At 64.6% G+C, this 15,111-nt stretch carries 15 protein-coding genes and 1 tRNA gene; 10 read left to right on the top strand and 6 right to left on the bottom strand.

The annotated features are described in order from the left end of the window. From gpt to fabI, 3 genes are read right to left on the bottom strand one after another with little or no spacing between them, the layout of a single operon-like run. Positions 1–498 (bottom strand): xanthine phosphoribosyltransferase, encoded by a 498-nt coding sequence (gpt, locus tag ABIE57_RS06670; RefSeq protein WP_354538227.1) that lies wholly within the window; start codon positions 496–498, stop codon positions 1–3. Between the two features lies 1 nt (position 499). Beyond that, positions 500–1,108, bottom strand: a complete 609-nt coding sequence (locus ABIE57_RS06665) for a LysE family translocator (protein WP_354538226.1) — start codon at positions 1,106–1,108, stop codon at positions 500–502. A gap of 9 nt (positions 1,109–1,117) precedes the next feature. Then, entirely contained in the window at positions 1,118–1,924 is an 807-nt protein-coding gene (fabI, locus tag ABIE57_RS06660) for an enoyl-ACP reductase FabI (protein ID WP_354538225.1), read from the bottom strand. 153 nt (positions 1,925–2,077) lie between these two features. Between fabI and pdxH the strand changes: the two genes are divergently transcribed. The 5 genes from pdxH to ABIE57_RS06635 all read left to right on the top strand — a co-directional run bounded on the left by pdxH (position 2,078) and on the right by ABIE57_RS06635 (position 8,013). Next, on the top strand, positions 2,078–2,680 hold the full coding sequence (gene pdxH, locus ABIE57_RS06655) for a pyridoxamine 5'-phosphate oxidase (RefSeq protein ID WP_354538224.1): 603 nt from the start codon (positions 2,078–2,080) through the stop codon (positions 2,678–2,680). A 140-nt stretch (positions 2,681–2,820) separates the two neighbouring features. Then, positions 2,821–3,333, top strand: a complete 513-nt coding sequence (locus ABIE57_RS06650; protein WP_354538471.1) for a cold-shock protein — start codon at positions 2,821–2,823, stop codon at positions 3,331–3,333. Continuing rightward, a complete protein-coding gene (locus ABIE57_RS06645; protein ID WP_354538223.1) occupies positions 3,303–3,806 on the top strand; it encodes a DUF192 domain-containing protein in 504 nt (167 codons plus the stop codon). The genes ABIE57_RS06650 and ABIE57_RS06645 overlap by 31 nt, the downstream gene beginning before the upstream one ends. Before the next feature lie 57 nt (positions 3,807–3,863). Then, a tRNA-Pro gene (locus tag ABIE57_RS06640) sits at positions 3,864–3,940 on the top strand. A 416-nt stretch (positions 3,941–4,356) separates the two neighbouring features. Then, a complete protein-coding gene (locus ABIE57_RS06635; RefSeq protein ID WP_354538222.1) occupies positions 4,357–8,013 on the top strand; it encodes a vitamin B12-dependent ribonucleotide reductase in 3,657 nt (1,218 codons plus the stop codon). Positions 8,014–8,178: 165 nt separating this feature from the next. Here the strand turns inward: ABIE57_RS06635 and ribA are convergent, their stop codons facing one another. Then, positions 8,179–9,270 (bottom strand): GTP cyclohydrolase II, encoded by a 1,092-nt coding sequence (gene ribA / locus ABIE57_RS06630; protein ID WP_354538221.1) that lies wholly within the window; start codon positions 9,268–9,270, stop codon positions 8,179–8,181. Positions 9,271–9,425: 155 nt separating this feature from the next. Between ribA and ABIE57_RS06625 the strand changes: the two genes are divergently transcribed. After that, positions 9,426–10,112: a response regulator transcription factor gene (locus tag ABIE57_RS06625; protein ID WP_354538220.1), complete on the top strand. Its 687-nt coding sequence runs from the start codon at positions 9,426–9,428 to the stop codon at positions 10,110–10,112. A 137-nt stretch (positions 10,113–10,249) separates the two neighbouring features. Here ABIE57_RS06625 and speB read toward each other — a convergent pair whose 3' ends face one another. Next, a complete protein-coding gene (gene speB / locus ABIE57_RS06620; protein WP_354538219.1) occupies positions 10,250–11,209 on the bottom strand; it encodes an agmatinase in 960 nt (319 codons plus the stop codon). Between the two features lie 438 nt (positions 11,210–11,647). On the opposite strand from speB, the gene ABIE57_RS06615 reads away from it, so the two are divergent. From ABIE57_RS06615 to ABIE57_RS06600, 4 genes are read left to right on the top strand one after another with little or no spacing between them, the layout of a single operon-like run. Next, the gene (locus ABIE57_RS06615) at positions 11,648–12,436 is read left to right on the top strand and encodes an exodeoxyribonuclease III (RefSeq protein ID WP_354538218.1); all 789 of its coding nucleotides are present in this window, start codon (positions 11,648–11,650) and stop codon (positions 12,434–12,436) included. 56 nt (positions 12,437–12,492) lie between these two features. Continuing rightward, the gene (locus ABIE57_RS06610) at positions 12,493–13,407 is read left to right on the top strand and encodes a tetratricopeptide repeat protein (RefSeq protein ID WP_354538470.1); all 915 of its coding nucleotides are present in this window, start codon (positions 12,493–12,495) and stop codon (positions 13,405–13,407) included. Positions 13,408–13,433: 26 nt separating this feature from the next. Continuing rightward, a complete protein-coding gene (locus ABIE57_RS06605) occupies positions 13,434–14,078 on the top strand; it encodes an LON peptidase substrate-binding domain-containing protein (RefSeq protein ID WP_354538217.1) in 645 nt (214 codons plus the stop codon). Then, positions 14,075–14,263: a Trm112 family protein gene (locus ABIE57_RS06600; RefSeq protein ID WP_354538216.1), complete on the top strand. Its 189-nt coding sequence runs from the start codon at positions 14,075–14,077 to the stop codon at positions 14,261–14,263. The genes ABIE57_RS06605 and ABIE57_RS06600 overlap by 4 nt, the downstream gene beginning before the upstream one ends. Before the next feature lie 9 nt (positions 14,264–14,272). Here ABIE57_RS06600 and mazG read toward each other — a convergent pair whose 3' ends face one another. After that, entirely contained in the window at positions 14,273–15,088 is an 816-nt protein-coding gene (gene mazG / locus ABIE57_RS06595; RefSeq protein ID WP_354538215.1) for a nucleoside triphosphate pyrophosphohydrolase, read from the bottom strand. Between the last annotated feature and the right edge of the window lie 23 nt (positions 15,089–15,111).

The raw sequence follows: 15,111 nt of genomic DNA, 5'->3' as shown, positions 1-15,111 counted from the left end.
TCACGCTCCGCGATACGGCTCCACATATTGCAGGGCCATGTCCCACGGGAAGAAAATCCACGTGTCCTGGCTCACCTCGGTGATGAAGGTATCGACCTGCGCGCGGCCCATCGGTTTGGCATAGACCGTGGCCACATGGGCGCGCGGCATGGTCGCGCGCACCACTTCCAGCGTGCGCCCGGTATCGACCAGGTCATCGACGATCAGCACCCCCGCACCGTCGCCCACGATCTCCATATCCGGGAACTTGATGATGCGCGGCGCGGTCTGTTCCTGATGGTTGTAGGACTTGACGCTGATCGTGTCGACGGTGCGGATATCGAGTTCGCGCGCGACGATCATCGCGGGGGCCATGCCGCCGCGTGTGATCGCCACCACCGCGCGCCAGCCGCCCTCCGGGGCCTCGCCCTGAAGCCGCCAGGCCAGCGCGCGCGCATCGCGGTGAATCTGGTCCCAGCTTACGTGAAAGCCCTTTTCGTGGGGGAGGCGGTCCATCATGTCAGTCCCTGCTCAAGAGAAGTTTCAGCCCCAGCGCGCCAAGCAAAAGTGCTGCCGCGCGGTCGATCATCGGTTTGGCACCCAGATAGGCGCGCCGCGCCGTGGTCCCGCTCAGAACCGTGGCGAAACCGGCGTAAAACAGCCACTCCACCACCATGTGATTGGCGGTGATGAGGGCGATGTCGCTGGCCGAGAGGCCCTTGGGAAAGATCACCACCAGCACGGAAGCCGCGAACAGCACCGATTTGGGATTGCCGAGGTTGATCAGCACCCCGTCGAGAAACGCCCGCCCGCGCGGTTTGCGTGGGCCTTCGGCTGCGGGCTGCCGCGCGGCGCGCCACGTGGTCCAGGCGATGTAGAGGAGATAGGCCGCCCCGGCGATCTTGAGCGCCATGTAGGCCCATGGGAAAAGGCCAAAGAGCGCCTCGAGCCCCAGAAGCGCCGCCAGCGTCCAGAGTGCGGCGACCAGCCCGAGGCCCAGCCCCGCCGCGATGCCCGCCCCCCGCCCGTCGGCCAGCGCCGTGCGCAGGGCAAAAAGCAGGGCGGGACCGGGGCTGAGGATGGCGGCGGCCAGAACGGCGTTGAAGGCAAGAAGGTCGAGCGCGCTCACGGGCGTGCCTCAGGTGGCGTCTATATCGGGCGCATCGACGGCCTTCATGCCGACAATGTGATAGCCCGCATCGACATGAAGCACCTCGCCGGTCACGCCGCTGCTCAGATCCGAAAGGATATAAAGCGCCGAGCGGCCCACATCGTCGATGGTCACGTTGCGCCGCAGCGGTGAATTCAGCTCGTTCCATTTCAGGATATAGCGGAAATCGCCGATGCCGCTGGCCGCCAGCGTGCGGATCGGTCCGGCGCTGATGGCATTGACGCGGATGCCGTCGCGGCCCAGGTCCTCGGCCATGTATTTCACGCTTGCCTCCAGCGCGGCCTTGGCCACGCCCATGACGTTGTAATGCGGCATGACCTGTTCGGCGCCGTAATAGGTGAGGGTGAGCGCGCTGCCGCCTTCGCCCATCATCTTTTCGGCGCGCTGCATCACGGCGGTGAAGGAATAGACCGAGATATCCATGGTGCGCAGGAAATTGTCGCGGCTGGTATCGACATAACGGCCGCGCAATTCGTTCTTGTCGGAAAATCCGATGGCATGGACGACGAAATCGAGACTGTCCCAATGGGTCTTCAGATCGACGAAGAGTTGATCGACCGAGGTCATGTCGCCCACGTCGCAGGGCAGCACGATATCGGAGCCAAGTTCCGCCGCCAGCGGATCGACGCGCTTTTTCAGCGCCTCGCCCTGATAGCTGAACGCCAGTTCAGCGCCCGCGCCCGCGCACGCCTTGGCGATACCCCAGGCGATGGACTTGTCGTTGGCAAGCCCCATGATCAGCCCGCGCTTGCCCGTCATCAATGAGTGCGACATTCCCATCCCCCGCCCTTATGCGATTTTTCTGACCTTTAGGCGATTGGGCAGGGTGCATCAAGGCCTGCCCTCGCGGCGCGAATTGGCAATGCTCATGGACTGTCCTAAAACGGTCATAATCACGGTGGATTGATCACGCGCGGAGGCGACAGAATGGAACGGGACGGAATTTTCGCGGGGGATGACCCGTTTGCGATCGCGCGCCGCTGGCTGGCCGAGGCGGAGGCCGCCGAGATCAATGACCCCAATGCCATGGCGCTGGCCAGCGTGGGCGAGGCGGGGCTGCCCAATGTGCGCATGGTGCTGCTCAAGGAAATCGCCGATGACGGGTTTGTTTTCTATACCAATTACGGCTCCGCCAAGGGGCAGGAACTGAGCGCGCATCCGCTGGCGGCGGGGGTGCTGCACTGGAAATCGCTGCGCCGTCAGTTGCGCTTTCGCGGCACGGTCACGCGCGAGGAGGGCGCGCGCGCCGATGCCTATTATGCGTCGCGCTCGCTCAAGAGCCGCCTTGGGGCCTGGGCCTCGCAACAGTCCCGCCCGCTCTCGTCGCGCGCTGCATTGATGGCCGAGGTGGCCAAGGTCACGGCACAGAAGGGGCCGAACCCGCCGCGCCCACCCTTTTGGGGAGGTTTCCAAATCACGCCGCTTGAGATTGAGTTCTGGGCGGACGGGGCGTTTCGCCTGCACGACCGCTTCGTCTGGCGGCGCGCGTCACCTGCCGACGAATGGGACATTCGGCGCCTGAACCCGTGAATTTCACGTTGCGTGAAATGCAAAACGTTGAAAGAGCGCCGTATTTTTGGCTTGCATGATGCTTTCAATATGAAGCAAGTCTAGGCTCGGTCTTGGGGATGAAGGCTGTAAGGTAGGGCACTGTGACAGAAGAAGAAGAGATCCTCCGCGTGAGGGGGCGTGTAAAGTGGTTCGATCCGGTCAAGGGCTTCGGCTTTGTGCTGGCCGATGAAGGTGGGCCTGATATCCTGCTCCACGCGAATGTGCTGCGCAATTTCGGGCAAAGCTCCATCGCGGACCGTGCCGGTGTTCTGCTCGACGTTCAGACAACCTCGCGGGGGCGGCAGGCGGTTCAGGTTCATGCGATCGAGCCGCCCGATGATATGGAGCACTCGGGTCTTGCGGACCTCGAGGAGATCGACCCGGAGTTGATTCGTGCCGCACCGCTTCTGCCTGCGCGCGTGAAATGGTTCGACAAAGGCAAGGGGTTCGGCTTTGCCAATACCTTCGGCAGCGCCGAGGACGTGTTTTTGCATGTCGAGGTGCTCCGCCGCTCCGGTCTTGCCGATGTTCAGCCCGGAGAGGCGCTGGCCATTCGCGTGATTGATGGTAAAAGAGGCCGCATGGCAACCGAGGTCTGCGGATGGGAAGCGGCAACACATTCAAGAGAGTGATCGGCGCTCTGACGGGCGCGGCGCTTCTTGCTCTGTCGGCGGGGGCCGCGTCAGCGGAAACCTGCCGGGACGAGATGGTGCATCTGCGCGGGCCGGGGGGCGAGGCGGCGTTTCACGTCGAGGTCGCCGATACCGACGCCCTGCGCGCGCAGGGTCTCATGCACCGTGAAAGCCTGGCCTCCTCGGCGGGGATGCTTTTTGTCTACCCCAGCCCGCGGCCGGTGGGCTTCTGGATGAAGAACACGCTCATTCCGCTCGACATGATCTTCATGGACGCGACCGGAACGGTGCAACGGATCGGCCACGAGGCACAGCCGCATGACGAGCGCCCGGTGATGGGCGGCGACGGCATTCAGACCGTGCTCGAGATCAATGGCGGGCTGGCGCGGCGCATCGGGATTGCCGAGGGGTGGGAAATGCGCCATCCGGCGGTCGATCAGGCCGCTGCCGCCTGGCCCTGCACCGCCGACTGAGGCGCGGCGGTTTTCGCTTTTCAACGCGGGCAAAGCGGCTTATCTGGGCGCATGGTCCGGGGCGTGGCGCAGTCTGGTAGCGCACCTGTTTTGGGTACAGGGGGTCGTGAGTTCGAATCTCGCCGCCCCGACCATATCAACCGGCACAGTCCGGCTGCCTCACCTCACATCTGAACATTGGCCGCCAAGCGGGCGGACAAAAAGGCTTTTTTGACGTCTTTCCTCTTCAGGGCGCCTGTTGGGGAATCGGCACGGCGCGGGGCCGTGTTGCGTGGCGGTCGGGTCAAATCCTTTTTCTCTCGAATTGGCGATTTTTCCCGTTGACCGAGAGCGGTGTTTTACGTCAGTTTGTGTGGGCGGGCTTCAAGGCCACAAGATATAGTGGTTGAGCCCGACAGGGACATTCGGACCAAAGCAACATGATCGCCGGTTTTCCGGGCCTTCCAACTGCCAGACAGGGTGTTCTGGCGGCACGCATGAGGCGTATCGGACGTTCGGCGCGACGCAGACAACAGGCCTGAAGGCCATATCACAGGACGGGGCAGCGACCATGAAGATCGAACGCAAATTCACCAGTGCCGGCAAGGACGCCTATGCAGCGCTTGAATTCGTGACCACCAGTTCCGAGATTCGCAACCCCGATGGCAGCACCGTCTTCAAGCTTGATGGAATCGAGGTGCCGGCCGGCTGGAGCCAGGTCGCCAGCGACGTGATCGCGCAGAAATATTTCCGCAAGGCGGGCGTGCCCAACAAGCTGGCGCGCATCAGGGAAGAGGGCGTGCCCGAATTTCTCTGGCGGTCGGCCGCGGCCAAGGACAATGACGGTTTCGGCGGCGAGACGAGCGCGCGGCAGGTGTTCGACCGGCTGGCGGGGGCCTGGGCCTATTGGGGCTGGAAGGGCGGCTATTTCACCACGGAGGAGGATGCGCGCGCCTATTACGACGAGATGCGCGTCATGCTGGCGATGCAGATGGCCGCGCCCAACAGCCCGCAGTGGTTCAACACCGGTCTGCACTGGGCTTACGGCATCGACGGGCCGAGCCAGGGTCATTACTACGTGGATTTCGAGACCGGTGAGCTGACCAAATCCGCCTCTGCCTATGAGCATCCGCAGCCGCATGCCTGTTTCATCCAGTCGGTCAAGGACGATCTGGTGGGCGACGGCGGGATCATGGATCTCTGGGTGCGCGAGGCGCGGCTGTTCAAATACGGCTCCGGCACGGGCACCAATTTCAGCAGCCTGCGCGGCGAGGGCGAGCGGCTTTCGGGCGGCGGCAAATCCTCTGGCCTGATGGGCTTTCTCAAGATCGGCGACCGCGCGGCGGGGGCGATCAAGTCGGGCGGCACCACGCGGCGCGCGGCCAAAATGGTGATCTGCGATGCCGATCACCCCGATATCGAGGAATTCATCAACTGGAAGGTGAAGGAAGAGCAGAAGGTCGCCAGCATCGTCGCCGGATCGAAGGCGCACGAGGCCAAGCTCAACGAGATTTTCGCCGCGATCCGCACCTGGGATGGCAGCAGCGAGGATGCGGTGGACCCCGCGAAGAACCCCGACCTGAAAGCCGCCATTCGCGGCGCCAAGCGCGCCCATATCCCGGAGACCTATGTCAAGCGCGTGCTGGATTACGCCAAGCAGGGCTATGGCAGCATCGAATTCCCGACCTATGACACCGATTGGGACTCCGAGGCCTATGCCTCTGTCTCGGGGCAAAACTCCAACAACTCGATCCGCGTGACCGATGCCTTCCTGAAGGCGGTGCGCGACGATGCGGATTGGGCGCTCATCAACCGCGTGGACGGCTCCGTCGCCAAGACGATCAAGGCCCGCGACCTGTGGGAGCAGGTGGGTCACGCCGCCTGGGCCTGCGCCGATCCGGGCATTCAGTATCACGACACGGTCAACGCTTGGCATACCTGCCCCGAGGATGGCGCGATCCGCGGCTCCAACCCGTGCTCGGAATACATGTTCCTCGACGATACCGCCTGCAATCTCGCCTCGATGAACCTCCTGAAGTTCCACAAGGACGGCCGGTTCGACGCGGAAAGCTATATGCACGCCACGCGGCTCTGGACGGTGACGCTGGAAATTTCGGTGCTGATGGCGCAGTTCCCCTCGAAGGAAATCGCGCAACTGAGCTATGAGTTCCGGACGCTCGGCCTTGGCTATGCCAATATCGGCGGTCTCCTGATGAACATGGGCCTGGGTTACGATTCGGCGGAGGGGCGCGCGCTCTGCGGGGCGCTGACGGCGATCATGACCGGCGTGGCCTATGCGACCAGCGCCGAGATGGCGGGCGAACTGGGGGCCTTTGCAGGCTACAAGCGCAACGCCAAGCATATGCTGCGCGTGATCCGCAACCACCGCAATGCCGCCTATGGCGCGACCGAGGGCTATGAGGCGCTGGCGGTCAAACCGGTGCCGCTCGACCATGCCAACTGCCCCGATGCACGGCTTGTCGATCTGGCGATGGCAAGCTGGGACGAGGCGCTCAAGCTGGGCGAGAAACACGGCTATCGCAACGCGCAGACCTCGGTCATTGCCCCCACGGGCACAATCGGGCTGGTGATGGATTGCGACACGACGGGCATCGAGCCGGATTTCGCACTGGTCAAGTTCAAGAAACTGGCGGGCGGCGGCTATTTCAAGATCATCAACCAGTCGGTGCCCGCCGCGCTTGAAAAGCTGGGTTATGGCCCGGCGCAGATCGGCGAGATCGTGAGCTACGCGGTCGGCCACGGCAGCCTTGGCAATGCGCCGGGGATCAACCACACCTCGCTCATCGGCCACGGGTTCGGCGAGGCGCAACTCGTCAAGATCGAGGCGGCCCTCGGGTCTGCCTTCGATATCCGCTTCGTGTTCAACCAGTGGACGCTGGGGGAGGAGTTCTGCGCGGGCGTGCTGGGTATCCCGGCGGCAAAGCTGAACGATCCGACCTTCGATCTCCTGTCGCATCTGGGCTATTCGCGCCGCGACATCGAGGCCGCCAACGATCACGTCTGCGGGACGATGACGCTCGAAGGCGCGCCGCATCTCGATCCGGCGCATTACCACGTCTTCGACTGCGCCAATCCCTGCGGCAAGAAGGGCAAGCGCTATCTGAGCGTGGAAAGCCATATCCACATGATGGCGGCGGCACAGTCGTTCATCTCGGGGGCGATCTCCAAGACCATCAACATGGCCAACGACGCCACCATCGAGGATTGCCAGAAGGCCTATGAGCTCTCGTGGTCCCTGGGCGTCAAGGCCAACGCGCTCTACCGCGACGGCTCCAAGCTCAGCCAGCCGCTCGCATCGGCGCTGGTGGAGGATGACGACGAGGCCGCCGAAATCCTCGAATCCGGCAGCCAGCAGGAAAAGGCCGCCGTTCTGGCCGAAAAGATCGTCGAGAAGGTGGTGATCAAGGAAATCATCCGCGCCGCCCGCGAAAAGTTGCCCGAGCGGCGCAAGGGCTACACCCAGAAGGCCATCGTCGGCGGTCACAAGGTCTACCTGCGCACCGGCGAATATCAGGACGGCAAGCTGGGTGAAATCTTCATCGACATGCACAAGGAAGGGGCCGGTTTCCGCGCGATGATGAACAATTTCGCCATCGCTGTGTCCGTGGGCCTGCAATACGGTGTGCCGCTGGAGGAATTCGTCGATGCCTTCACCTTCACCAAGTTCGAGCCCGCAGGGCTCGTGCAGGGCAACGATTCGATCAAGAACGCCACCTCGATCCTCGATTACATCTTCCGCGAACTGGCGGTGAGCTATCTCGACCGCACCGACCTTGCCCATGTCAAACCCTCGGGTGCCAGCTTCGACGATCTGGGCCGGGGCGAGGAGGAAGGCGTGCGCAACATCTCCGAGATGTCGCAGGAGGCCGCCAACCGCTCGCTGGAGGTTCTCAAGCAGATCAGTTCCACCGGCTATCTGCGCAAGCGCCTGCCTCAGGAACTGGTGGTGTTCCAGGGCGGTCAGGCCAATGGCACGACCGGGCTGATGGGCGACGCCGCGACGGCGCTGCGGACGCTGGTCCCCGAGACCATGAAGGCCAGCGTGACCACGGCGACCGTCGCCACGGTCTCGCTCGACGCGCGCACCAAGGCCCGGATGCAGGGCTACGAGGGCGAGGCCTGCGGCGAATGCGGCAACTACACGCTGGTGCGCAACGGCACCTGCATGAAATGCAACACCTGCGGCTCGACGAGCGGGTGCAGCTGAGGAGACTGAGGGTTGGAGCGCGGAACCGGTACGTCCGCGCTCCGGCCAATCCTGCGATAGAATAGCACGCTGCGGGACAAGCGAAACCCGGCCCTCTCGGGTCGATAGCGACGAACCGCACCTGATGACGGGAACGCGTTCCGGCTCGGTGACTGTTTCAGCAGCCTAAAGCAAATGCCCCGATTTCGCGGCCTTGGTCGCCAGATAGGCGTGATTGTGCGGGTTCTCGCCCAGTTTGAGGGGCACGCGCTCGGCCACGCTGAGACCGTTCTGCGCCATCATGGCCAGTTTCGCCGGATTGTTGGTCATCAGCCGCACGGCGGAAAACCCCATCCGCCGCAGGATCTCGGCACCGATGCGGAAATCGCGCTCGTCATCCTCGAATCCCAGCCGGTGATTGGCCTCGACCGTGTCGAACCCCTGATCCTGCAACGAATAGGCGCGCATCTTGTTGGCGAGGCCAATGCCGCGCCCCTCCTGGTTGAGGTAAAGCAGCACCCCCGCGCCCTCGGCCCCCATCTGCGCCAGCGCGCCGCGCAGTTGCGGGCCGCAATCGCATTTCAGGCTGCCCATGAGATCGCCGGTAAAGCAGGCCGAATGCAGCCGCGCCAGCACCGGAGCCGCGCGGTCCGGCTGGCCGATTTCGATGGCGTAATGCTCTTCTCCGCCATCCTCGGGGCGAAAGATGTGCAGCCGCCCGGCCTCGGACACGGCAAGCGGCAGGCGCGCGCTCACCACCGGGGTGAGCGGGCTGGTTTCCGTCAGGCGCGGCAGGGCGGCGGCGGCGTCGATCAGCGTGAGGCCATGCGCGGCGGCAAAGCCCGGCCCGTCGGCAAGCTCAAGCACGAGCGCGGCAGGCAGGAGCCGCGCGCCCTTGGCCAGAAGAATCGCCAGCCGGTGCAGATGCGCCGCACCCTCGCGGCGTGTGACGAGGGGGCCTTTCATCGGAACGCGCAGATCGTCCGCCGGATCGGCCACCGCCAGCACCCAGGAGAGCCGCGCATCGGGCGGCAGCGCCACGCGCGCCAGATCGCCGTCATAGGCGCGCGCCTTGAGCGTGGCCGCGCGCCGCGCGGTGATGGCAAGGACCGGCGCGCCGCCCAGCGCCTGAAGATCCGCGAGCCGCTGCGCCCCCAGCGTCTCGGCGGCCAGCACCAGCGCCGCGCCGCCGTGCCCCGAGAGCACGACCGGCACGCCCATGCGCAGATCGGCCCGCGCGCGAGCGAGGATTTCGAGGATGTCCGGGGAAAGCCCCATGCGTTTTCTCCGCTGTCTCGACACCGCTCTAGCGTATTCTGTAACGAAGTGAAAGAAACGCTCGCGCTGCAACACTTGGGCGTGAGGCGCATGTCGTCACTCTTGCCCGGACGGCACGGCTTGCGCATGTTGCCCGACAGGAAGAGGATAGCAGCATGGCACAAGTAAAGAAAATATTGCTGGTTGACGATGATGACGACCTGCGCGAGGCGCTTGGCGAACAACTCATCATGACCGAGGATTTCGATGTCTTCGAGGCCGGCACCGGCGTGGACGCGATGGCCCGGATCAAGGACATGATCTACGACCTTGTCATTCTCGATGTCGGCCTGCCAGATACCGACGGGCGCGAACTGTGTCGGCGGATGCGCAAGCAGGGGGTCAAGTCGCCCATCCTGATGCTCACGGGCCACGATGGCGACGCCGACACGATCCTGGGGCTCGATGCGGGTGCGAACGACTATATCACCAAACCGTTCAAGTTTCCGGTGTTGCTCGCGCGTATCCGCGCGCAGCTTCGCCAGCATGAGCAGTCCGAGGATGCGGTGTTCCAGCTTGGCCCCTACACGTTCAAGCCCGCGATGAAGATGCTGGTGACCGACGACGAGCGCAAGGTGCGCCTGACCGAGAAGGAAACCAATATCCTGAAGTTCCTCTACCGCTCTCCCGAAGGCGTGGTGGCGCGCGACGTGCTCTTGCATGAGGTCTGGGGCTACAATGCGGGTGTGACCACCCACACGCTCGAGACGCATATCTACCGGTTGCGCCAGAAGATCGAACCCGATCCCGGCAATGCGCGTCTGCTGGTCACGGAATCGGGCGGCTATCGCCTTGTGGTTTAATAGTCACGCTGGCTTGACCAAGATCAAAGTCTTATCCTCGTTTCACGATTAATATGGTATCGTTCACTTACGGTTATACGTGAACCTCCCTGTTGGACTGGCCCCGGCATTGCCCGGGGCCCTTTCTTTTCCGGGGGTTATCTCGCCGACGCATAGAGCGCGAGCATGTCGCAGGCGAGCGTTGCCGCCGCGAGCGCGGTGATTTCCGAGACGTCATAGGCGGGGGCCACCTCCACCATATCCATGCCGCGCAGCGCGATTCCCTCCAGCCCGCGCAGGATCTCCTGTGCCTGAAAGGTTGTAAGCCCGCCGATGACCGGCGTGCCGGTGCCGGGTGCCATCGACGGGTCGAGCGCGTCGATGTCAAATGTCAGGTAACAGGGCCTGTCGCCCACGATGTCGCGCACCCGCGCGGCCACTGCCACCGGGCCGGTCAGATGCACCTCGCGCGCGTCGATCACATGCACGCCCAAGGGATCGGGGTTGTGGGTGCGGATGCCGACCTGCACCGAGTGCTCGGGCACCACCAACCCGTCGCGCACCGCGTGCCAGAGCATCGTGCCGTGGTCGATGCGGCCCGGCTCGTCCTCCCATGTGTCGGAATGGGCGTCGATCTGGATCAAGGCCAAAGGCCCATGTTTTTCGGCATGGGCCTTCAGCAGCGGCCAGGTGATGAAATGATCCCCCCCCAGCGTCAGGAGGGCGGTGTCGGTGGCCAGCACATCGCGCGCGGCCTGTGCGATGGTTTCGGGGATCGCCGTGGGATAGCCGTGATCGAAGAACACATCGCCGTAATCGACGATGGACAGCCGCTCGAACGGATCGAAAGGCCAGGGCCAGGGCGCGGACCAGGCGATATGCGCCGACGCCGCGCGGATCGCGCGGGGGCCAAGCCGGGTGCCCGAGCGCCCGGACACGGACATGTCGAAGGGCACGCCCATGACCGCCACATCGGCACCGCTCAGATCGCGTGTGTAGCGGCGGCGCATGAAGCTGAGCGCGCCGGCATAAGCAGGCTCTGCGACGGTGCCGCGCGGGTCGGGCCGGGTAAAGGCAAGATCGCTGGCGGTCGGGTTGATGCTCGTGCTGTCGGTCATGGGGGGCCTTCCGGAAGCTGCGTTTGCCCGGAGAGTGCCTTCGGGTTTGACCGGTGTAAACCTCAAGCGTCGCTTGACGTCCGCCCGGAGGGGGTATTTCCGATCGGGCGCGCCGGGGGCATGTCGGGATGCGGGCCTGTTGCTGACATTGGTGTAGCCGTGCGAGGGCCCGACCGCGGGTGGGCGCTGCAACGGTTTCGGGGGGCGCTTTATGGTGCCAAATACTGGAACGATTGTAGGGGTTCAGCGTCGAAAAAGCGCCCGCCCGGGGGGCGGTCGGGCGCTCGCGCGGCGGCGCGCAAGCGCGCCTTGATTCCGCGCGGGGGCTTCACTCCAACGACCGCTTCAGACCACACCTGCCCCCTCTCCGGATTTCCGCTTGCCCTCGCCCGCGCCCTGCGGTCATTTGCGCCCGAGACGCCACATGCCGGAGTGCCCATGCCCTTTACCCTTGCCACCTGGAACATCAACTCGGTGCGGCTGCGCGCGCCGCTTGTCGCGCGGCTCTTGCGCGAGGAGGGGCCGGATGTGCTCTGCCTTCAGGAATGCAAGAGCCCGGTCGAGAAGATCCCCGCCGAGATTTTCGCGGCCCTCGGCTATCCGCACATGATCGCGCGCGGCGACAAGGGCTATAACGGCGTGGCGATCCTGTCGCGGCGGCCCATCGAGGAGGCGGGCAGTTTCGATTTCGCCGAACTGGGCCACGCGCGCCACATCGCCGGACGGCTGGAAAACGGCGTGGTGATCCACAATTTCTACGTGCCCGCCGGGGGCGACGTGCCCGACCGCGAGGTGAATGTGAAATTCGGCCAGAAGCTCGATTACCTCACCGACATGCGCGACTTCTTCCAGGAGAACCGCCCGGAAAAATCCATCCTCGTGGGCGATCTCAACATCGCGCCCCGCGAGGATGACGTGTGGTCGCACAAGCAGCTTCTGAAGATCGTCAGCCACACGCCGGTTGAGGTCTCGCATCTGGGCGATGCGATGGAGGCGGGGGGCTGGTGCGACATCACCCGGCAGGACATCCCCGAGGGGCAGCTTTACAGCTGGTGGAGTTACCGCGCCCGCGACTGGGACGAGGCCGACAAGGGCCGCCGCCTCGATCACGTCTGGGCCAGTGCCGATATCGCGGCCGCGGGCCATTCCAGCCGCGTCCTGCGGGCCGCGCGCGGCTGGGATCAGCCCAGCGACCACGCGCCGGTTTTCGCGACATTTGATCTTTGACACTGCCGGATGCACCCACATATACCGGGCGCAACCGGATGAAGGGGAGACAGGACATGCTGGAACTGGGCAAGACAACGGGCCCCACGGCCGCCGATCTGGTGCGCGACGTGACCGAGGCGGATTTCATGGCCGAGGTGGTGGATGCCTCGATGACCGTGCCGGTGATCGTCGATTTCTGGGCGCCGTGGTGCGGCCCGTGCAAGACGCTTGGCCCCGCGCTCGAGGCGGCGGTGATCAAGGCCAAGGGTGCGGTGCGCATGGCCAAGGTCGATGTGGACCAGAACCAGATGATCGCCGGACAGCTTCGCGTGCAATCCATCCCGACGGTCTATGCCTTCTGGCAGGGCCAGCCGATCGACGGCTTTCAGGGCGCGGTGCCGCCCTCGGAAATAGAGGCTTTCGTGGCCCGCGTGGTGCAGGCGGCGGGCGGCGACGCGAGCGGCGGACTTGACGAGGCGCTTGACGCGGCCGACGAGATGCTCGAGGCGGGCGCGCTCGGCGATGCCATGCAGACCTATGCCGCCGTGGTGCAGGAAGACCCGGAAAATGCCCGCGGCTTTGCCGGGATGGCGCGCGTGCAGATAGCCCTTGGCGAGCTTGATCAGGCCGAGGCGGTGCTGAACGGCGCGCCCGCCACCATTGCCGGCAAGGCCGAGATCGAGACGGTTCATGCCCAGATCGCCCTTGCGCGACAGGCTCAGGATGCGGGCCCGGTGGACGCGCTGCGCGCCGCCGTCGAGGCCGATCCCGAGAACCACCAGGCCCGCTTCGATCTGGCGCTGGCGCTGCATGCCAACGGGCAGGTGGCCGAGGCGGTTGACGCGTTGCTCGACCTCTTCCGCCGCGACCGCGAGTGGAACGACGGTGCCGCGCGCGCGCAGCTTTTCACCATATTCGAAGCGCTGAAACCAAACGATCCGGTGCTTCTGAACGGGCGGCGCAGGCTCTCGTCGATGATATTTGCCTGAGCGGCGCGTCGGGCTAGCTCCACGTCATGACATACACCCACGATCTGCCCGAAATCATTCCGGTTTTCCCGCTGCCCGGCGCGCTCATGCTGCCGCGCGCCCGGCTGCCGCTGCATCTCTTCGAGCCACGCTATCTTGCCATGCTCGACGACGCGCTCAAGACGCCCGAGCGGGTGATCGGCATGATCCAGCCCAACCGCGTGCCGGGGCGCGACGGGCACGGGCTTCATACCATCGGCTGTGTGGGCCGTGTGACGCAGTTTTCCGAAACCGAGGACGGGCGCTACATGATCACGCTCTCGGGTCTCTCGCGATTTCGCGTGATCGAGGAGGTGGAGGGCTTTGCCCCCTACCGCCGGGCAAAGGTGAGTTGGGCCGGGTTCGAGCGCGACCTTGGCCCGCCCGAGACCGATCCGGGGTTCAAGCGTCCGAAGTTCATGGCCCTGCTTGCGCGCTATTTCGAGACGCGCGGTTTGCAGACGGATTGGGGCTCTTTGAAAGAGGCGGAGGACGAATTGCTGATCAATTCGCTGTCGATGCTTCTGGGGTTCGAGCCCGAGGAAAAGCAGGCCCTTCTCGAAGCGCCCTCCCTCTCGACCCGGCGCGAAACGCTGGTCACGCTGATCGAATACACCCTGCGTGGCGGCGACAATGAGGACATCATGCAATGACCGAAGCATCTGCGCCCGCCTTTGACCGCCGGATGCTCGAGGCGCTGATTTGCCCGCAGACCCACGGCCCGCTTGATTACGACGCCGCGCGGCAGGAACTCGTCAGCCGCCGGGCGGGCCTTGCCTTTCCGATCCGCAACGGCATCCCGGTGATGCTGATCGACGAGGCGCGCACGCTGGAGTGACGGCCCGCGTCACCGCTGCTCTTCGAGCTTCGCCGCGTTCCAGAGCGCGTCCATTTCCGCAAGGTCGCTGTCCTCGGGGCGTCGGCCCTGCGCGGCCAGACGGGCCTCGATCCACGCGAATCGACGGGTGAACTTGGCATTGGCGCGGCGCAGCGCGGCCTCGGGGCAGAGCGCCATGTGCCGCGCAAGATTGGCCATGACGAAGAGCAGGTCGCCGAATTCGTCCTCGATCCTGTAGGGGTCCCCGTCGGCCGCGGCTTCATGCAGTTCTTCAACTTCCTCCCGTATCTTGTCGAGAACCTGAGACGAGTCTGGCCAGTCAAACCCCACCCGCGCGGCGCGCTTCTGCAATTTCACCGCGCGCAGCAACGCAGGCAGGCCAAGCGCCACGCCCTCAAGCGTGCCGCGCTGCCCCTGTTCCGCGCGTTCGGCGGCTTTCACCACCTCCCAGTCGCGGGTTTGCTGTTCGGCGGATTTTTCGCGGCTCTCATTGCCGAACACATGCGGATGCCGCGCCACCATCTTGTCGGAAATGGCATTGGCCACATCCGAGATGTCGAAAAGCCCCTTGTCCTGCGCAATCTGGGCGTGGAACACCGCCTGCAACAACAGATCGCCCAGTTCCGCGCGCAGGTCCTGCCAGTCGGCCCGTTCGATGGCGTCGGCAACTTCGTAAGCCTCTTCAATGGTATAGGGGGCGATGGTGGCGAAATCCTGTTCGATGTCCCACGGGCAGCCCGTCCTGGGATCGCGCAACCGCGCCATGATCGCAATCAGCCGGGGCAGCCCGCCCTTGGAGTCGTGAATAAGAGCATCGTCAGCCATTGCAGCGCCTTCGTCTTTGGGAT

It is taken from the genome of Roseovarius sp. MBR-6 (genome assembly GCF_040547525.1).
GTDB lineage: Bacteria > Pseudomonadota > Alphaproteobacteria > Rhodobacterales > Rhodobacteraceae > Roseovarius.
The sequence above is the reverse complement of the archived record's forward strand: the minus strand, read 5'-3'. Positions and strand labels throughout refer to the sequence as shown.